Genomic DNA, 18,761 nt, shown 5'->3' with positions numbered 1-18,761 from the left:
GTCGCGTCGACCGCCGCCGGGCTCAGTACTGTCGCGACGGAAACGCCGCGGCCGCCTGCGATCTGTCGAAGACGCTCTCGTTGACGATGATGCGCTTCGGCACCGTCTGCCCGGCGTGCACCTTCTTGACGATGTCCATCAGCTGCGGACCGATCAGCGGATTGCACTCGACGGTGGCGTTGAGCTTGCCGGCCATCATCGCCTGGAACGCGCCCTTGACGCCGTCGATCGAGACCACGGTGATGTCCTTGCCCGGCTGCAGGCCGGCTTCCTCGATGGCCTGGATCGCGCCGATCGCCATGTCGTCGTTGTGCGCATACAGCACATCGATGTTCTTGCCCTCGGCCTTGAGGAAGGCTTCCATCACTTCCTTGCCCTTGGCGCGCGTGAAGTCGCCGCTCTGCGAGCGGATCACCTTGAAGCGCGGGTCGGCATCGATGACCTCGTGGAAGCCCTTCTGGCGATCGATCGCCGGTGCCGAGCCGACCGTGCCCTGCAGCTCGACGATGTTGATCGGCCCCTTGCGGTCCTTCATGTCGTCGATCAGCCAGCGCGCCGCGCGGCGCCCTTCCTCGACGAAGTCCGAGCCGATCAGCGTCGTGTACAGCGAGTCGTCGGTGACGTCGACGGCGCGGTCGGTGACGATCACCGGAATGCCGGCGGCCTTGGCCTCGCGCAGCACGGTCTCCCAGCCCGATTCGACGACCGGAGAGAACGCGATGACGTCGACGCGCTGGGCGATGAACGAGCGCAGCGCCTTGATCTGGTTCTCCTGCTTCTGCTGCGCGTCGGAGAACTTCAGGCGGATACCGGCAGCCTTGGCCGCCGCCTTGATCGACCGGGTGTTGGCGGTGCGCCATTCGCTTTCGGCACCGACCTGGCTGAAACCCAGCGTGATCGGCCGGTCGGCACCGCCCTTGTCGCTCTTGCCGCCGGAACAGGCGGCGAGCAGCGGCAGCACGGCAACGGCGGCCAGCAATAACGATCGAATCTTCATCTCTCTCCTCCGTGGGGTCGACGCGCCGGCCCGCGACTCTGCGGTCGCTTCGGGCCGGTACGCGGTGCCGCTCAGGGCAGCGTGTAGGCGGTCTTCACCGTGGTGTAGAACTCGACGGCGTAGCGGCCCTGCTCGCGCGGGCCGTAGCTCGACCCCTTGCGGCCGCCGAACGGCACGTGCGCGTCGACGCCGGCGGTCGGCAGATTGACCATCACCATGCCGACCTGCGCGTGGCGCTTGAAGTGCGAGGCGTACTTGAGCGAGGTCGTGCAGATGCCGGCGCACAGGCCGAACTCGGTGTCGTTGGCCAGCGCCAGCGCGTGCTCGTAGTCGTCGGCCGGCATCACCGCCGCCACCGGTCCGAAGATCTCCTCGCGCGAGACGCGATGATCGGGTTTCGCCGCGAACAGCGTCGGCGCCAGGAAGTGGCCCTTGGTCGCGCATTCGACCATGTCGCCGCCGAACAGCAGCTCGGCGCCTTCCTCGCGGCCGATACGGATGTACGAAAGATCGGTGTCGAGCTGCGCGCTGCTGGCCACCGGACCGATATGCACGCCGGCTTCGAGCGGGTTGCCGATCTTCAGGCCGGACAGACGCTTGATCGTGCGCGCGACGAATTCGTCGTAAACGGATTTCTCGACAATCAGGCGGCTCGACGCCGTACAGCGCTGGCCGGTCGAGAAATACGCACCGTTGACGGCGCATTCGACGGCCTGATCGAGATCGGCGTCGGCGAGCACGACCAGCGGATTCTTGCCGCCCATCTCCAACTGCACCTTGGCGCCGCGGCGGGTCGCGGTCTGCAGCACGCGGTTGCCGGTCGGCACCGAGCCGGTGAAGCTCAGCGCGTCGATGCCCGGGTGCTCGGCCAGCATCTGGCCGACCACACGGCCGGCGCCGATGACGAGATTGAAGGCACCGGCCGGCAGGCCGGCGCGGCTGATGATCTCGGCGATCGCCCAGGCGCAGGCCGGCACCGTCTCGGCCGGCTTGAACACCACGGTGTTGCCGTAGGCCAGCGCCGGCGCGATCTTCCACGCCGGAATCGCCAGCGGAAAATTCCACGGTGCGATGATGCCGACCGTACCGACCGGCTCGCGGGTGAGCTCGATGTCGACGCCAGGCCGCGTCGAGGCCAGCTTTTCGCCCGGAATGCGCAGCGCCTCGGCGGCGAAGAACTTGAAGATCTGGCCGGCGCGCGCCGCCTCGCCGATCGACTCGCCCAGCGTCTTGCCTTCCTCGAGCGCCAGCAGTCGGCCGAGCTCTTCCTTGCGCGCGAGAATCTCGCTGCCGACGAAATCGAGCGCGTCGAAGCGCTGCTGCGGATTGCTCATGCCCCATGCGGCGCGCGCGCCATTGGCGGCGTCGATCGCGGCCTGCGTCTGCGCGACATCGGCCAGCGCGTACTCGCCGACCGGCGTCGCCAGGTCGGACGGGTTCTCGTCGGCGACACCGTTGCCGCCTAGCCATTCACCATTGATGTAGCTCTTGAATTGCAGCGTCATGCGTCTGCTCCTGTTCCGTGGGCGGGCTCTGGTCTCAGAGCGGGCGTACGCCGCCGAGCGCGAAGCCGCTGTCGACGATCGCGATCGGGTTGACGAGCGGCGCGCCGAGGTCCGGCAGATCGATCTCGAAGCGGTCGCCTTCGACGGTGCTGACACCGTCGGTGAAGCTCAGCGTCGCGGTACCGAAGTAGTGCAGATGCACATCGCCCGGCCGCCGGTGCGCGGCGTACTTGAAGTGGTGGTATTCGAGGTTGGCGAGCGAATGGCACATGTTCGCCTCGCCGGTCAGGAACGGCCGCTCCCAGACGACCGCGTCGCCGCGCCGCACGCGGCTGGTGCCGCGCAGATCGGCCGGCAGCTCGCCGGTGCGCAGCTCCGGACCCAGCGAGCAGTAGCGCAGCTTCGAATGGGCGAGATACAGATAGTTCTGGCGCTCGGTGATGTGGTCGGAGAACTCGTTGCCGATCGCGAAGCCGAGGCGATGCGGGGTGCCGTCGGCGCCGATCACGTAGAGACCGACCAGCTCGGGCTCCTCGCCGCTGTCGAGCGCGAAGTCCGGCGACGGCAGCGGCGCGCCCGGTGCGACGACGATGCCGCCGTCGCCCTTGTAGAACCACTCGGGCTGTGCGCCCGGCCTGTCGTCCTGCGGAATGCCGGACTCGACGCCCATTTTGAACATGCGCATCGAGTCGGTCATCGCCGCCGCATCCTGCTGCAGCGACTTGTGCATCGCGTCACGTGCCGCGGCGCTGCCCAGATGCGTCAGGCCGGTGCCGGTCACGTGGCAGTGCGCCGGATCGGGGTGCATCAGCGGCGCCAGCACGCGCTGAGCGGCCAGCGCGTCGCGATACGACAGCGTCTGGCTGCCGATCGCCGACGCCGCGAGCGCGTCGAGCGTCACGCCCTGCGCGATCGCCGCGACCGCCAGGTCGTAGCTGTGGCTCCAGCCATCGAGCAGCTGCACGGTGTCGCCGTCGGCCGCGATGACGCCGACGCGTGCGGCGCCTGCCGCGTCCAACACTTGGATGAGTCGCATGTTTCTCCGCCTGCGGTTTTCGTTTTTCGAATGCAGCGGCGCGGTCGCCACTGCCCGTCTGCCGGTATTGTGCGGAGGCAAGTGATATACAACAAATATTTATATTGAACTATGCTATACAAAGATTGATATACATAAAGGGAGGGGAACATGGCGTTCAACACGCCCTGGTTCATACGCGCACGACTCAAGACGCGGCAGTTGATGCTGCTGATCGCCATCGACGAAGAAGGCAACATCCATCGCGCTGCCGAGGCGCTCAACATGTCGCAGCCGGCGGCATCGAAGCTGCTCAAGGACCTCGAGGACATGATGGGCGTGCCGCTGTTCGAGCGACTGCCGCGCGGCATGCGTCCGACCTGGTACGGCGAGACGATGATCCGCCATGCGCGCATGGCGCTGTCGAACCTCACCGAAGCCGGTGCCGAGATCGAGGCGTTGAAGGCCGGCTACTTCGGCAGCGTCAGCGTCGGTGCGATCACCGGTCCGGCAATGACGCTGCTGCCGGCGGCAATGGCACAGGTCATCGAGGCGCACCCGCGGCTGCGGGTATCGCTGCTGGTCGAAAGCAGTGACGTGCTGCTCGAACGCCTGGCGCAGAACAGGATCGACATCCTCGTCGCACGCCTGTTCGAGCGTCACGACAAAACCCATTTGCACTACGAATCGCTGGCCGAGGAAGGCGTGTCGGCGATCGTCAGACCGCAGCATCCGATGCTGAAGAACAAGAAGAAGCCGACGCTGCGTGAGCTGGCGGCCGCCGGCTGGATCGTGCCGCCGGCCGGCAGCGTGCTGCGCCACCGCTTCGAGCTGATGTTCCAGGAAGCCGGACTCGACGTCCCGAACCGCCTGATCGAATCGGCGGCGGTGGTGTTCCTGACCAAGATGTTGCAGCAGTGCGACTACCTCGCCGTCGTGCCGACCGACGTCGCGCGCTACTACGCCGAGCACGGCATGGTGACGATCCTGCCGATCGAGCTGTCGTGCACGATGGACGCGTTCGGCATCATCACGCGCACCGACTGGCTGCTGTCGCCGGCGGCGAAGATCATGCTGCGCGCGCTCAAGGACGCCGCCGCGCCGGTTTACGGCGTGCAGTTCGACGAACCGCACGACCACGACGCCTGAGCCGGTACCGCGCCGCGGCACGCGCCCGCATCGACGGCGGGCGCGTGCCGGCGCGCTCAGATCCAGCCGGCGTCGACGACGAATTCCTGCGCCGTACAGGCGCGCCCATCGTCGGCGGCGAGAAACATCACCATGTTGGCAATGTCGTCCGGATACACCTTGTCCGGCAGGCACTGGTTGCGCAGCAGATCCTGCTCGCTGTCGGCATTGAGCCACAGCTTGATCTGTCGCTCGGTCATCACCCAGCCGGGCGTGACGACGTTGATGCGGATGCGCTGCGCGCCGAGCTCGCGCGCCAGCCCGCGCGTCAGCCCGTTGACCGACGACTTGGCGGTCGCATAGCACGGATAGCCACCGGTCTTGGCCTGCCAGCCGGTCGAGCCGAGATTGACGATGGATCCGCCGCCGAGCCGGCGCATGCCGGGCACCACCGCCTGGATCGCGAAGAACGCCGGGCGCTGATTGATCGCCATGCGCCGATCCCAGTATTCGGGCGTCACCTCGTCGAGCGCGTGGCGATCGTCGCTGGCGACGTTGTTGACCAGCGTGTGAAAGTCGCCGAGCGCCTGCGCGGCATCGGCGATCGCCGCCTGCAGCGCGGCGATATCGGTGACATCGCAGGCGCGCCACCACGGCTTCTCCAGACCCTCGCCGATCAGCCGTTCGGCGAGCGCTTCGCTGTCGGCCGCTGCAATGTCGATGAACGCGACATGCGCGCCCTGGCGAACGAACGCCTCGACCATCGCCGCGCCGATACCCGAACCGCCGCCGGTGATGAAGACCTTGCGGCCGCGCAGGCTCGGGTAATTCGCCACGCCGTTTTGCTGTGTGTGTTGTGTCGTGTTCATGCCGCGGCGCCTCTTCGCCGCCTCCCTGCTTTGTTATACGAAAATTGATATCTATTTATTGGATATTGTTATTATCTTTGTATCAATATGCCTTGTACGATCCCCGCCGTAAAGCGGCTCCGACACGACGATCTGCGGCGTGCGCGAGCCCGATAACTCGACGAGGAGACCGTACCCCATGGAGTCCGCCAAAAAGCCGAAGCGCCGCAGCCAGGAATGGTTCGGACGCGAAGGCAAGCTCGGCTTCTATTACCGCAGCTGGCTGAAGAGCGCCGGTAATCCGCACGACATGTTCGACGGCCGCCCGGTCATCGGCATCTGCAACACCTGGTCGGAAACGACGCCGTGCAACGGCAGCTTCCGCGAGCTGGCCGAACACGTGAAGCGCGGCATCTACGAGGCCGGCGGTTTTCCGCTCGAATTCCCGGTGATGTCGCTGGGCGAAACGCAGATGCGGCCGACGGCGATGCTGTTCCGCAACCTGGCGAGCATGGACGTCGAGGAATCGATCCGTGCCAATCCCATGGACGGCGTCGTGCTGTTGATGGGCTGCGACAAGACCACGCCGGCGCTGATGATGGGCGCCGCCAGCGTCGATCTGCCGACCATTGGCCTGTCCGGCGGACCGTCGCTGTCCGGCAACTGGCGCGGGCGTCCGGTCGGCTCCGGCACCGGCGTCATCCAGATGTCGGAAATGGTCCGTGCCGGCGAGCTGTCGCAGGCCGATTTCACCGAAGCCGAAGCCTGCATGCAGCGCAGCAAGGGCAGCTGCATGACCATGGGCACCGCCTCGACCATGGCGAGCATGATCGAAGCGCTCGGCATGGCGCTGCCCGAGAACGCCGCGATCCCCGCCGTCGACGCGCGCCGCTACCGCCTCGCGCAACTCGCCGGACGGCGCATCGTCGAGATGGTGCGCGAGGATCTGACGATGTCGAAGATCCTCACTCGCACCGCGTTCGAGAATGCGATCAAGGTCAACGCCGCGATCGGCGGCTCGACCAATGCGGTGATCCATCTGCTGGCGATCGCCGGACGCCTCGGCGTCGACCTCAAGCTCGAAGACTGGGACCGGCTCGGCTCGAAACTGCCGTGCCTGGTCAACCTCAAGCCATCGGGCCAATACCTGATGGAAGACTTCTACTACGCCGGCGGTCTGCCGGCGGTGATGAACGAAGTCTCCGAACACCTCGATCTGTCGGCGCTGACGGTGACCGGCAAGACGCTCGGCGAGAACATCGCCGACGCGCCGTGCTGGAACCGCGACGTGATCCGCACCCTGGACGAGCCGTTCAAGAAGGAGGCCGGCATTGCCGTGTTGCGCGGCAACCTGGCGCCGGACGGCGCCGTCATCAAGCCGTCGGCGGCTTCGCCGAACCTGCTGCAGCACCGCGGCCGCGCCGTCGTCTTCGAGACCATCGAGGACTTTCGCGCGCGCATCGACGACGATGCGCTCGACATCGACGAGACCTGCATCATGGTGCTGAAGAACTGCGGCCCGCGCGGCTATCCGGGCATGGCCGAAGTCGGCAACATGCCGCTGCCACCCAAGGTATTGAAGAAGGGCATCACCGACATGATCCGCATCTCCGATGCGCGCATGAGCGGCACCGCCTACGGCACGGTCGTACTGCACGTCTCGCCGGAAGCGGCGGCCGGCGGCACGCTGGCGCTGGTGCAAAATGGCGACATGATCGAACTCGACGTGCCCGGTCGTAAACTGCATCTCGACGTGGCCGACGACGAGCTCGCGCGCCGTCGCGCCGCCTGGAAGGCACCGGAAGCGCCGAAACGCGGCTGGTACAAGCTCTATGTCGATCACGTACAGCAGGCCCACCTCGGCGCCGACCTCGACATCCTCGTCGGCGGCAGCGGCGGCGACGTCGAGCGCCACTCGCACTGAGCGCGCGGCCGTGAGTCGCCCGACGATCGCCGCCGGTGCGCCGCGCTGCGTCTGGGACGTCGGCGCGCGACTCGGCGAAGGTGTGGTGTGGTCGCCGCGCCGGCAGGCGTTGTACTTCGTCGACATCCTGGGCCGTCGCCTGCACCGCTACACACCGGCGACGGATGCCCAGGAATCGTGGACGTTCGACGAGGAAATCTCGGCACTGGCCGAACACGCGCGCGGCAACGAACTGTTCGTCACGCTGCGCAGCCGCTTCGCCGCCTTCGACCCCGAGCAAGACGCCCTGCGCACACTGCACGTACCGCGCGGTGAGCATCCGAACAACCGCTTCAACGACGGCAAGTGCGACGCGCACGGCCGCTTCTGGGCCGGCAGCACCGACTTCGCCTGCAGCGCCGCCACCGGCGCGCTGTACCGCTACGACCCGGACGGCCGGTGCACGCGCCACCACGAGAACGTGCACATCGCCAACGGCCCGACCTGGTCGCTCGACCAGCGCACGTTCTACTTCACCGAAACCGGCCGCGGCACGATCTACGCGTTCGACTTCGATGCCGACCGCGGCACGCTGGCCAACCGCCGCGTCTGGCTACGCCTCGCCGATGGCGACGGCGACCCCGACGGCATGACCACCGACGCCGCCGGCCGCATCTGGATCGCGCACTGGAACGGCGCCTGCGTCACCGCCCACGATCCGGCCGACGGCCGCGAACTGGCGCGCATCGCACTACCGGTGCGCCACGTCACCAACGTCGCCTTCGGCGGCGCCGATCTGCGCACGCTCTACGTCACCAGCGCGCGCGGCGACCTCGACGCCGACGCCCTCGCCATACAGCCGCTGGCCGGCGGCGTGTTCGCAATCGATCTCGACGTGAAGGGTCTGGCGGCCAATACGTTCGGCAGCTGAAACCGGCAACGCTCAGGCCGCCGCGCTCGGCCGCGCGGCGACTCGCGCAAACCACGCCGACAGCCACGGCCGACCGTCGAGCGGCGTCATGCCGACCATCTGCGCAAAGTCGACGAAGCAGAACAGCAGAATGTCGGCCAGCGAAAAGGCCGGACCGGCGACATATTCGGCGCCGTCATGGCGCGCCTCGATCCAGTCCAGCATCCGCCAGGCCAGCCCCTTGGGGAACGCGCCGCATCCAACACCCGATGCGCTGCCAATCATCGCCGGCCGCCTGAAGCATCTGCGCTTCGCCGAAGGGCTCAACAGCTTCCGCTTCAACCCCAGCCCGTTATTGCGCGGTGTCGACGCGCTGCATCTGAAGTTCGATCCACACGGGTCTCGTCAGCCGCGCGCTGAGCCGCAACGCAGGCCGCCGCTCATTGCGCCGAGCCGGTCCCCGGGCCGCGATAGCGCGACAGCCAGTACGCGTACGGGGTCGGCAGCAGCGCCGCCGGATGCTCGCGACCGAGCGCGAGCGCCAGCTGATATGGATAGTGCGGATCGGCCAGATGCGCGCGGCCGATCATCACCACGTCCATCTCGCCGTCGGCGACGACGCGCGCGGCGACCTTGGGATCGTCGACGCACCAGCCCGACGCCACTGCAATCTCCGCTTCACGGCGGACCCGGCCGGCGATCGGTGCCAGAAAACCCGAACCCCAGGGCACGCGACCGCCAGGCGCCGAAAAGCCCATGCTGACGTTGAGCAGATCAAGGCCGGCCGCCTTGAAGCGCCGCGTCAGCTCGATCGACTCGTCCAGGGTTTGATCGTCGTGCCCGTCGTACTCGATCACGCCGAAGCGCGCGGTCAGCGGCAGATGCGCCGGCCAAACCTTGCGCACCGCCTGCAGCGTCTCGAGCAGGAAGCGACTGCGGCCGTCGAAACTGCCGCCGTAAGCATCGGTGCGTTGATTTGCGGCACGCGAGAAGAAGCTCTGCGCCAGATAGCCGTGCGCAAAATGCAGTTCCAGCCATTCGAATCCGGCATCGCGTGCGCGGATCGCCGCGGCGACGAAATCGGCCTGCACGCGCGCGATGTCGTCGAGCGTCATGGCCTTCGGCACTTTCGGCAAGCCGCCGCCGAACGCCAGCGCCGACGGCGCGAGCGTCTGCCAGCCGCGCGGATCGTCGTCGGGGATATGGTCGTCACCCTCCCAGGGCCGATGCGCGCTGGCCTTGCGACCGGCGTGTCCGATCTGAATACCGGGCACCGCTCCGGCGGCCTTGATAGCCGATGCAATGCGTGCCATTCCCTGCGCCTGCCCGTCATTCCACAAGCCGGTGCAGCCCGGCGTGATGCGGCCTTCAGGCGACACCGCCGTGGCCTCGACGATCACCAGACCGGCACCGCCACGCGCGAGGCCGCTGTAATGCGCCAGATGCCAATCGTTGATCAGGCCGTCGATGGCGCTGTACTGACACATCGGCGGCACCGCAATGCGGTTACGCAGCGTGAGGCTCTGGATCTGGAACGGTTCGAATAGATGGGGCATGGCGCTCTCTAGGAAGTTGAATCGCGATCGAGCAGCACGCTGCTGCGTCGAATTGCTCAGATCGAGTTGAATGACGAGGTGACAAACCAGCCGGTCAGCTTGGCCCGACCGCACGGCCATGCGCTGGTGGCGCACCGTTCATCTCGGCCCTGCGTCGGTGCGCCTGCCTTGCGATCACACATCACGCTTCACGCCGCCGGGGCCGCGGACTGATAGGCACCAGCCGAATACGTCAGCTCGTAGCTGTGGCTGTAGATTTCCAGGATGTTGCCGAACGGGTCTTCCATGTAGACCATGCGATACGGCTTCTCGCCCGGGTAGTAATAGCGCACCGGCATGCGCTGCTTGCCGCCGGCGGCAACGATCTTCGCCGCCAGCCCTTCGACGTCCGGGTCCTGGACACAGAAGTGGAAGACGCTGGTCTTCCAGTATTCAAAGTTGTTCGCCGGCCTTTCGGCATTGAGAAACTCGAAGATCTCGACACCGACGCGGTCGCCGGTCGACAGGTGGGCGATGCGGAACGATGTCCAGCCAGCGCCGAACACGTCGGTACACATCACGCCGATGGCGCTGTCGTCCTCGTTGATCGTGGTCGGCGGCATGATCAGATACCAGCCGAGAACCTCGGTATAGAAACGCACGGCGGCATCGAGATCGGTCACCGAAAGGCCGATGTGCGAAAAGCTGCGGGGATAGGTCTGCGTCATGGGTAAGGCACCGGAATTCATCAGTGCGACACATCGTAGGGGCGCTAATCCATAATTTAAATGGATAAATAATTATTGTTTTTATAAAATATTTTAATGATAAATCCGCAATGGCTGCGCACCTTCGCCACCCTGGCCGAGCTTGGCAGCTTCACGCGAACGGCAGACCGCCTCGATCTGACGCAGGCCGCCGTCAGCCAGCACGTCCAGCAACTCGAGCGGCGCCTCGGGCCGTTGTTGATCCGCAGACCGCGACACGCCGAGGTCACGCCGGCCGGGCGCGCCCTGCTCGACTACTGCCGAGAACTCGATCAGGCTGAGCGGCGTCTGCACGGCCGGCTCGCCGATGACGACGCCACGCATGGGGAGATCAGCCTGATCAGTCCCGGCAGCGTCGGATTGGCGCTCTATCCAGTGTTGTTGGCGCTGCAGGCCGAACATCGCGGCCTGCGCGTACGGCACCGCTTTGCACCCGATCGCGAGGTGCTCGAGGCCGTGCTCGACAATCGCTACGAGCTCGGGCTCACCAGCGTGAGGCCGGACGATCCGCGCCTGGCAGCCGCGCCCTTTTCGGAAGAGCCCCTGGAACTGGTCGTCCCCGCCAGCGTCCGCGTCGAAGGCTGGTGCGATCTGCAGCGTCTCGGCTTCATCGATCACCCGAACGGCCCCTCGATGGCGAACCGGCTGCTGCGCCAGGCCTTTCCCGGCAATCCCGGCGTGCGCAGCCTGCCGGTGCACGGCTTCAGCAACCAGATCAGTCTGATCCTGGAACCCGTTGCGCGCGGCTTCGGCTTCACCGTTATTCCGCGCTACGCACGGCAGGCGTTTGCGCGCCCGGAGGCGATCGCCGTCGTCGAAACCACGTCACCGGTCGTCGACACGCTGTGGTTGATTCACCGCTCGGAATGGCCGCTGTCGGCCTGCGCCCAGCTCGCCATGCGCCGCATGCGCGATGCGTCGCGGCCCGAGCCGACCGTTGCGAAAACCAAGCCCTCACGCAGCAAAGCCGTGGCGTGCAAAACCGTGCGACGCCCGCGCTGAACACGCGGCCGGCAACCATTCGATTCGGGAAGATACTGCGAGCTGACTCGACGAGCGGCTGGATGGCCCGTCTGAGTCCCTGCCTAAATCATTGATTTAGATGGTGGGTCGTGCAGGGTTCGAACCTGCGACCAATTGGTTAAAAGCCAACTGCTCTACCGGCTGAGCTAACGACCCATCCGCAGGGCCGCGCATGATAAACGATCGAGACGCGTCTAGGGAGACCCGCCAAGTCGATCAGCGATATGGCGTCGGGTCCGGCACGCCGGCGGCGGCGAATCCCTCGCGGCGCAGGCGGCACGAATCGCAGCGCCCGCAAGCGCGGCCGTCGTCATCCGCCTGGTAGCACGACACGGTAATGCCGTAGTCGACGCCGAGCTTCGTGCCTTCGCGAATGATGTCGGCCTTGCTCATCGTCAGCAGCGGCGCGTGCACGGTGAAGCGCTGGCCCTCGACGCCGGCGCTGGTCGCGACGTTGGCGAGCGCTTCAAACGCGCGAATGAATTCCGGCCGGCAATCCGGGTAGCCGGAGTAGTCGACGGCATTGACGCCGATGAACAGATCCTGCGCGCCGAGCACTTCGGCCCAGCCGAGCGTCAGCGACAGGAACAGCGTGTTGCGCGCCGGCACGTAGGTGACCGGAATGCCGGGCATGTCATGGTCGACTTCCGGCACCGCGATGTTGCGATCGGTGAGCGCCGAACCGCCGACGGCATCGAGATTGACCTGCATCGTCTGGTGGCGGACGGCGCCGAGCGTCGCAGCGACGCGCTGCGCGGCGACCAGCTCGGCGACATGGCGCTGGCCGTACGACACGCTCAGCGCATAGCACTCGTAACCCTGGGCGCGCGCCATCGCCAGCACCGTCGCCGAATCGAGGCCGCCCGACAGCAGGACGACCGCTTTTTTTGTACTCACGAAAATTCCCTTCAACGTCCGGGGCTGTCGCCCCACAACACCTTGTGCAGCTGCAATTGAAAACGCACCGGCAGGCGATCCGCAAGCAGCCACTCGGCGAGCCGGCCGGCATCGAGCTGGCCCTGGCTCGGCGAAAACAGCACGTCGCAGCGCTGCGTCAGACCGTGCTCGGCGACGACGGCCTTCGCCCACTCGTAGTCGTCACGTCCGCAGAGGACGAACTTGATCTCGTCGTGCGGCTGCAGATGCCCGAGGTTTTCCCAGCGATTGCGGCCCACTTCGGCGGAAGCCGGCGTCTTGATGTCGAGCACGCGCACGACGCGCGGATCGACGCCGCTGATGTCCATCGCGCCGCTGGTCTCCAGCGACACGCGATGACCGGCGTCGCAGAGCCGCGTCAGCAGCGGCAGGCAGTTCCTCTGCGCCAGCGGCTCGCCGCCGGTCACGCAGACATGACGCGCGCCGAGCCGCGCGACATCGTCGACGATCTCGTCGAGCGAGCGCCACTGGCCGCCATGGAACGCGTAGGCCGTGTCGCAATACTGGCAGCGCAGCGGACAGCCGGTCAGGCGCACGAACACGGTCGGCCAGCCCACGGACGACGACTCGCCCTGGACCGACAGGAAGATCTCGGTGATTTTCAGCCGCGGCGCGGGGGCAGCGACAGCGGCGGCGACGTCGTCCAACGAAACTCCGGTATCGCCCCGTTACTTGCTCTGCAGGCGTTGCTGCGCGAGGCTCGCGGCATTCGACTGCGGATAGGTGCTGACGACCTTCTGCAGCGTCGCCTTGCCGGCCGACGTCTGGCCCATGTCCATCTGCACGAGACCGCTCTTGAGCATCGCGTCCGGCGCCTTGGCGCTGCGCGGGAAGCGCTGCAGCACCGCCTGGAACGCCGCCAGCGCCGACTTGTAGTCGGCCTTGACGTAGTACGCCTCGCCGCTCCAGTACAGCGCGTTGTCGGCATAGCGCCCCTGCGGCCACTTCTCGAGCTGCGCGCGGAAGCCGCGCAGCGCGTCGTCGTACTTGCCGTTCTTCAGCGAGTCGAATGCAGACAGATAGGCCGCCTCTTCCTGCGGCGAGGCGCCGCCGCCGTTCGACAGCGTCACCGCACCGGCCGCCGCAGCCGGCTGGCTCGGCGTCTGTGCCGGCGTCACCACCGGAGTGCTCTGGTCGTCCGGCGTGGCAGCCGCCGCGGCAGCGGCCGTACCGGCGCCCGGCATCGGTGCCTGGCCGGTCGCACCCGGCTGCACCGCACCGTTCTGCGGCATGTAGGCCCCGGCGACGCCCGGCGCCATGCCGGCGGCGGCGCCGCCTTCAAGGCGCTGCACACGCGCTTCGAGGTCGGCCTGCTGGCGCTGCGACTGATCGAAGTCGTAGCGCAGTTTTTCGAGATCACCGCGGAGCTGGCTGACGTCCTGACGGGTCTGCTGGCTCTGCTGATCGATGTTGCTGGCGTTCAGTGCATCGAGGCGGCGCTGCATCTGCGCCACATGATTCTCGAGTGCCTGAAGCCGCCGTTCCTCCGGGGACAGCACGTCCTGATTGCCCGCCAGGCTGCCACCGTAGTCGGAAGCGCAGGCCGACAAAGCGGCTGCCATGGCGACGATGACGAGACGGGTCTGGCGCATGCTGTGATCTCCCCCGGAGAAACGGCGTATTGAATACGGTCGCTAAACGACCGTCTTACAGACGGATGATCTGCGCGCGACGATCCTTCGCCCACGCTGCTTCATCGTGACCTTCGACGGCCGGGCGCTCTTCGCCGTAGCTGATCACGGAGATCTGGTCCGGGCTCACGCCCTGCGCGACCAGCGCATCCTTGACCGCGTTCGCACGACGCTCGCCGAGGGCGACGTTGTACTCGCGCGAGCCACGCTCGTCGGTATGGCCTTCGATGCGCACCTTGGCGACCGGGTTGGCCGTCAGGTACTTGGCGTAGGCATCGACGATCGAGCCGTATTCGGCGCCGATCGCGCTCGAGTCGAAGTCGAAGTAGATGATGTTGTTGGTGAGCGCGCGCTCCGCCATGGCGCGGGCATCCTCGTCACCGATCTGGGTGCCCTGACCGGCCGTGTCATTGTAGGCCGAGGTGCTCTGCTGCTGCGGAGGCGGCGGCAGATTGGAGGTCTTCTCACCCTTGGACGCGCAAGCGCCCAGAGCAAGCGTGGTAACGGCAACGAGCGACAGCAGGACTTTGTTCTTGATCATGAGGGGACTCCGCGACGGAGAGACAGCAGGTTTGGAAGGTTGAAAGTTAAAAAACGAAACAGCCTTTGCATCACTACTCGTTATCGCAACACAGGAGACCAGGACGGTTCCTGTACGTCGCCGCTCGCTTGCCGCATCGTCATGCGCACCCGGCCATCGACGGAGACGGTTTCCAGCTGACGGCCATGCGGTCCTTGCGATGAATAGATTATCACGGCGCCCCCTGGCGCAAAGCATGGGCCTTCATCGAGCGGGCCATCGCTGAGCATGTGCACTTGGCCGGTCGCGAGGTCCTGCAGGGCGATCCGCTGGCCGCCCTGGCCGGTCGTGACGTAAAGAATCGACTTGCCGTCCGGCGAATAGCTCGGACGCTGGTTCTGGCTGCCCTGGAACGTCAGTCGGCGAACATTGCCGCCGTCGGCGCCCATCTCATAAACCTGCGGTTTGCCGCCACGGTCCGACGTGAAAATGATCTTTGAGCCATCCGGCGACCAGGCCGGCTCGGTATCGATGCCGTAGTGGTCGGTCAGGCGCGTGCGCTTGCGCGTCGCCATGTCCATCACGTAGATGTCCGGATTGGTCTCGAACGACAGCACGAAGGCCAGCTTCTTGCCGTCCGGCGACCAGGCCGGCGATCCATTGATGCCCTTTTCGCTGACCAGCTTGGTGACTTTGCCGGTTTCGGTCGAATACAGGTAGATCGCCGAGCGGCCGTGCTCGTAACCGACCAGCGCGATCTGCTTGCGGTCCGGCGACCACGTCGGCGACATCAGCGTCTCGCGCGAGTTGATCGGGTACTGCGGGTTCTCGCCGTCCGAGTCGGTGATGACCAGTTGGTAGGTGCGCTGGAAACCCAGACCATGCGCCGAGACATAGGCGATCTTGGTGTTGAAGTAGCCCGGCACGCCGAGCAACTGTTCGTAGATCTTGTCGGCGATCCAGTGCGCGGCGTAGCGCGACTGCGACAAATCCTTGATCGGGTAGTCGTACGCGATGATCTGCTTGCCGCTCAGCGAATCGAGCAGATAGAAGCGCGCAATGTACCCCCCCTTGCCGTCGTCCCAGACCTTGCCGATGACGACGTTATCCATGCCCTGCGCGCGCCACGATGTCGGGTCGAAGTTGCCCGGATCGCTCGGCCGCTGGCTCATCTGCGCGCGCGGTAACGCGCGGAAGCGGCCACTGCGCACCAGATCGTTCTCGACGACCTGCGCGATATCGGTCTTCATGTCCGTCGTCTGCGCGAACGGCACGATGGCGATCGGCAACGCCGCGACGTCACCGCCGCTGACGGTGATCTGCAGCTGCGCCTGCGCGGGCATTGCAGCCAGGCCGCCAATAACGGCCAGCAGCACGAGAATTCGATTGAGCATGGTCATAAACGCGGCACAGATTGTTGGATGGGCTATGAGCGTACGATGAACGTTACTGGCAGGCGGCGCCAGGGCAGAACGTGATCGAAATATCTGAAACGAAGGCGGACGGATCCGGCGGCAGCGGCATCGGGCTCGCCTTCAGTACCGCCGCTTCGACCGAGCGATCCAACGGCGCGCTGCCACAGCTCGACGTGATCTGCACCGACTGCACCGTACCGTCCGTTGCCAGCGTCATATGCACCTGACACTGGAAGTCCGTCGGTGACGCCGGCGGACGTATCCAGAACTTGCGGATACGCGCGGACAGCACCTGCCCCCAGCTCGCCTGCGCCTGCTGGATGCGGCCCTGCTGCTCGGCGGCCATCATCTGCTGCAACTGATCGCGGCGGCGCTTCTCGGCTTCGGCCTTGGCCTTGGCTTCCGCTTCCGCCTTGGCTTTGGCCTCCGCTTCGGCTTTCGCCTTGGCTTCCGCCTCGGCCTTGCGCTTTTCGTCCTCGATGCGCTTCTGCTCGGCTTCCTGCTGGCGGCGGGCCTCGTCCTGCTGCTTCTTCAGTTCCTGTTCCTGGCGCTGCTTTTCGACCTCGGCCTTCTTGCGCTCGTCTTCCTGCTTCTTGCGCTCCGCATCGGCCTTGATCTGCGCTTCCTTGTCCTTGCGCTGCTGCTCCTGGACGCGCTTTTGTTCGGCTTCCTGCTGCGCCTTCTGCTGGCGGTCGATCTCCGCCTGCTTGGCGGCGGCCTGTGCCTCGGCCTGCTGCTGCGCCGCCTCGGCGGCCGCTTGCTGCTGTTGCTCTTCGAGCTGGCGCTGATGTTCTTCCTGCTGCTGTTTGGCAAGCTGCTCGGCACGCGCCGCGCGCGGATCGGCGACCAGCACCGCCTCGACCGGTGGCGGCCCATTCATCTTGCGGTGAAACAGCGTGCCGATGAACAGCAACGAAAACAGCACGACGTGCAGCAGCACCGCTGCAATGAGGGAGCGGCGCTCGAACATCAGGGCTTTTTCTTGTTGCCGACGTCGGCTTCTTCAGTGACGAAGCCGATCTTGGTCGCGCCGGCGCTGCGCAGGATCGCCATACCCTGGGCGACGAACTGATACGGCACCTGGGCATCACCGTTGACGAGAATCATGGTGTCCGGCTTCTTGGCGATCAGCTCCTGCACCTTGGACGCCAGTGCATCGTCGTCGACGACGTCGCCGTTGAGCTTGTAGCTGCCGTCGGCCATGATTTCCAGCGTCGGCGGATCTTCCGGCACGGTCATCGATTCGGCATTGGCATCCGGCAGGTCGACGTCGATGCCCTGCGTCATCAGCGGCGCCGTGACCATGAAGATGATCAGCAGCACCAGCATCACGTCGATATACGGAACGACGTTGATCTCCGCATTCATGCGCCGCTTGCGTCCGCGGCCGCTCTGGACCGGCGCAGCCATCAGACCTTCCCGGTGCGCAGGCCGCGCTCGATGATGCCGGTCAGCTCCTCGGAGAAGACCTGATATCGCGAGTCGAGACGGTCGACGTTGCGCGTGAAGAAGTTGTAGGCGATGACCGCCGGGATGGCGGCGACCAGGCCCATGGCGGTGGCGATCAGCGCCTCGGCGATGCCCGGCGCCACGGTGGCCAGCGACGCCTGCTTGACGTTGCCGATCGAAATGAACGCCGACATGATGCCCCAGACGGTGCCGAACAGACCGACGTAGGGGCTGGTCGAACCGACCGTCGCCAGCATCGCGAGTCCTTCTTCAAGTTTTTCGACTTCGCGCGTCTGCGTCACCCGCATCTGCCGCTGCACGGCGGCCAGCACGTCGTCCGGATCGACTTTGCCGAGGGTCTGCTGGCGCATGAACTCCTCGTAGCCGGCGAGGAAGATCGCCGACAGGCCGCTGGCATTGCCGTCGCGGCGCACGCTTTCATAGAGATCGGACAGATTGCCGCCGCTCCAGAAACGCTCCTCGAACGCGGCGGATGCCTTGAAGGTCCGCGAAAACAGCGCGCGCTTGCTGAAGATCACCGCCCAGGAACCGATGGACGCGACGACCAGCAGGAAGAGGACAATTTGCGCGAGCGCGCTGGCCTGAAGAATCAGATGAGTCAGCGAAAGACTGGCATTCATGGAAAACGTGGGCCCGGAAAGCGTGATCTGCAAAATAGCGAGCGCACATTAACATTCCCCGTCTGAGCAATTACAGCCCCGACGCGCAACGGAACGTGACGCCGTTCAAACCGGCGCGGCGGGGGGCTCCTGCGCAGCGGCGATCGCCGCCTGCAGCTCGGCCGGCAAGGCCATCGGCCGGAAGCGCTTTGCGTCGACGCAGCCGACACGGACGCGGGCACGCGTCAGCACCGCTGTCTCCGGGGGGCGGACCAGCGTCTGCTCGAATACCAGACTGGCACGCCGCACCTGCACCACCTCGCTACGCACCTGCAGTGCGTCATCCAGCCGTGCCGGCAGACGGAAGTCGATTTCCATGCCGGCCACGGTGAAGGCCACGCCCAGCTCGGCCATCAGCCGCTCCTGCCCCAAGCCCAGGCCGCGCAGCCATTCGGTACGGGCGCGCTCGAAATAGCGCAGATAGTTGGCGTGATAGACGACGCCGCTGACGTCGGTGTCTTCGTAATAGACGCGGATCGGCAGCGTGGTCATGCGGCGC

20 protein-coding genes and 1 tRNA gene are annotated in these 18,761 nt (G+C 66.0%); 4 read left to right on the top strand and 17 right to left on the bottom strand.

Annotated features, from left to right (window positions below; all coding sequences use genetic code 11):
• Positions 1–22: 22 nt before the first annotated feature.
• The 3 genes from G7Y82_RS17935 to araD1 form a co-directional block, all read right to left on the bottom strand.
• On the bottom strand, positions 23–997 hold the full coding sequence (locus tag G7Y82_RS17935) for an ABC transporter substrate-binding protein (RefSeq protein ID WP_168149527.1): 975 nt from the start codon (positions 995–997) through the stop codon (positions 23–25).
• Between the two features lie 71 nt (positions 998–1,068).
• Positions 1,069–2,502: an aldehyde dehydrogenase family protein gene (locus G7Y82_RS17930; RefSeq protein ID WP_168149526.1), complete on the bottom strand. Its 1,434-nt coding sequence runs from the start codon at positions 2,500–2,502 to the stop codon at positions 1,069–1,071.
• A 34-nt stretch (positions 2,503–2,536) separates the two neighbouring features.
• Positions 2,537–3,538, bottom strand: a complete 1,002-nt coding sequence (araD1, locus tag G7Y82_RS17925; protein WP_168149525.1) for an AraD1 family protein — start codon at positions 3,536–3,538, stop codon at positions 2,537–2,539.
• 150 nt (positions 3,539–3,688) lie between these two features.
• On the opposite strand from araD1, the gene G7Y82_RS17920 reads away from it, so the two are divergent.
• Entirely contained in the window at positions 3,689–4,666 is a 978-nt protein-coding gene (locus tag G7Y82_RS17920; protein WP_168149524.1) for a LysR family transcriptional regulator, read from the top strand.
• Positions 4,667–4,722: 56 nt separating this feature from the next.
• Here G7Y82_RS17920 and G7Y82_RS17915 read toward each other — a convergent pair whose 3' ends face one another.
• On the bottom strand, positions 4,723–5,514 hold the full coding sequence (locus tag G7Y82_RS17915) for an SDR family NAD(P)-dependent oxidoreductase (protein WP_168149523.1): 792 nt from the start codon (positions 5,512–5,514) through the stop codon (positions 4,723–4,725).
• 178 nt (positions 5,515–5,692) lie between these two features.
• Here G7Y82_RS17915 and G7Y82_RS17910 point away from each other — a divergent pair, with 178 nt between their 5' ends.
• Both G7Y82_RS17910 and G7Y82_RS17905 read left to right on the top strand, forming a co-directional pair.
• Positions 5,693–7,417, top strand: a complete 1,725-nt coding sequence (locus tag G7Y82_RS17910; protein ID WP_168149522.1) for an IlvD/Edd family dehydratase — start codon at positions 5,693–5,695, stop codon at positions 7,415–7,417.
• A gap of 10 nt (positions 7,418–7,427) precedes the next feature.
• The gene (locus G7Y82_RS17905; RefSeq protein WP_206370818.1) at positions 7,428–8,327 is read left to right on the top strand and encodes an SMP-30/gluconolactonase/LRE family protein; all 900 of its coding nucleotides are present in this window, start codon (positions 7,428–7,430) and stop codon (positions 8,325–8,327) included.
• Between the two features lie 12 nt (positions 8,328–8,339).
• Here G7Y82_RS17905 and G7Y82_RS17900 read toward each other — a convergent pair whose 3' ends face one another.
• The 3 genes from G7Y82_RS17900 to G7Y82_RS17890 form a co-directional block, all read right to left on the bottom strand.
• On the bottom strand, positions 8,340–8,591 hold the full coding sequence (locus G7Y82_RS17900) for a glutathione binding-like protein (RefSeq protein ID WP_168149520.1): 252 nt from the start codon (positions 8,589–8,591) through the stop codon (positions 8,340–8,342).
• A 155-nt stretch (positions 8,592–8,746) separates the two neighbouring features.
• Entirely contained in the window at positions 8,747–9,862 is a 1,116-nt protein-coding gene (locus G7Y82_RS17895; protein WP_168149519.1) for an NADH:flavin oxidoreductase/NADH oxidase, read from the bottom strand.
• A gap of 188 nt (positions 9,863–10,050) precedes the next feature.
• Complete coding sequence (locus G7Y82_RS17890) at positions 10,051–10,569, bottom strand: lactoylglutathione lyase family protein (RefSeq protein ID WP_168149518.1); 519 nt, start codon at positions 10,567–10,569, stop codon at positions 10,051–10,053.
• Between the two features lie 96 nt (positions 10,570–10,665).
• Here G7Y82_RS17890 and G7Y82_RS17885 point away from each other — a divergent pair, with 96 nt between their 5' ends.
• The gene (locus G7Y82_RS17885) at positions 10,666–11,610 is read left to right on the top strand and encodes a LysR family transcriptional regulator (protein WP_168149517.1); all 945 of its coding nucleotides are present in this window, start codon (positions 10,666–10,668) and stop codon (positions 11,608–11,610) included.
• A 101-nt stretch (positions 11,611–11,711) separates the two neighbouring features.
• On the opposite strand, the gene G7Y82_RS17880 is transcribed toward G7Y82_RS17885, so the two are convergent.
• From G7Y82_RS17880 to ybgC, 10 genes are all read right to left on the bottom strand, one after another.
• Positions 11,712–11,787, bottom strand: a tRNA-Lys gene (locus G7Y82_RS17880).
• A gap of 60 nt (positions 11,788–11,847) precedes the next feature.
• Complete coding sequence (queC, locus tag G7Y82_RS17875) at positions 11,848–12,528, bottom strand: 7-cyano-7-deazaguanine synthase QueC (RefSeq protein WP_168149516.1); 681 nt, start codon at positions 12,526–12,528, stop codon at positions 11,848–11,850.
• Between the two features lie 11 nt (positions 12,529–12,539).
• A complete protein-coding gene (gene queE, locus G7Y82_RS17870) occupies positions 12,540–13,214 on the bottom strand; it encodes a 7-carboxy-7-deazaguanine synthase QueE (protein WP_168149515.1) in 675 nt (224 codons plus the stop codon).
• A 21-nt stretch (positions 13,215–13,235) separates the two neighbouring features.
• Positions 13,236–14,159, bottom strand: coding sequence for a tol-pal system protein YbgF (ybgF, locus tag G7Y82_RS17865; RefSeq protein ID WP_168149514.1), 924 nt, complete (start codon positions 14,157–14,159; stop codon positions 13,236–13,238).
• A 55-nt stretch (positions 14,160–14,214) separates the two neighbouring features.
• Positions 14,215–14,739: a peptidoglycan-associated lipoprotein Pal gene (gene pal, locus G7Y82_RS17860; RefSeq protein WP_168149513.1), complete on the bottom strand. Its 525-nt coding sequence runs from the start codon at positions 14,737–14,739 to the stop codon at positions 14,215–14,217.
• Positions 14,740–14,819: 80 nt separating this feature from the next.
• Positions 14,820–16,118 (bottom strand): Tol-Pal system beta propeller repeat protein TolB, encoded by a 1,299-nt coding sequence (gene tolB, locus G7Y82_RS17855; protein WP_168149512.1) that lies wholly within the window; start codon positions 16,116–16,118, stop codon positions 14,820–14,822.
• Between the two features lie 46 nt (positions 16,119–16,164).
• On the bottom strand, positions 16,165–17,103 hold the full coding sequence (tolA, locus tag G7Y82_RS17850) for a cell envelope integrity protein TolA (protein ID WP_168149511.1): 939 nt from the start codon (positions 17,101–17,103) through the stop codon (positions 16,165–16,167).
• Positions 17,103–17,543, bottom strand: a complete 441-nt coding sequence (locus G7Y82_RS17845; RefSeq protein WP_168149510.1) for an ExbD/TolR family protein — start codon at positions 17,541–17,543, stop codon at positions 17,103–17,105. The genes tolA and G7Y82_RS17845 overlap by 1 nt, the downstream gene beginning before the upstream one ends.
• On the bottom strand, positions 17,543–18,223 hold the full coding sequence (tolQ, locus tag G7Y82_RS17840; protein ID WP_168149509.1) for a protein TolQ: 681 nt from the start codon (positions 18,221–18,223) through the stop codon (positions 17,543–17,545). Before tolQ ends, G7Y82_RS17845 begins: the two co-directional genes overlap by 1 nt.
• Positions 18,224–18,328: 105 nt before the next feature.
• Positions 18,329–18,754 carry a tol-pal system-associated acyl-CoA thioesterase gene (gene ybgC / locus G7Y82_RS17835; RefSeq protein WP_168149508.1) on the bottom strand — a complete coding sequence of 142 codons (426 nt, stop codon included), beginning with the start codon at positions 18,752–18,754 and terminating at the stop codon, positions 18,329–18,331.
• Positions 18,755–18,761: the final 7 nt, after the last annotated feature.

The organism is Solimonas marina (genome assembly GCF_012241385.1).
Lineage (GTDB): Bacteria > Pseudomonadota > Gammaproteobacteria > Nevskiales > Nevskiaceae > Solimonas > Solimonas marina.
The sequence above is the reverse complement of the archived record's forward strand: the minus strand, read 5'-3'. Positions and strand labels throughout refer to the sequence as shown.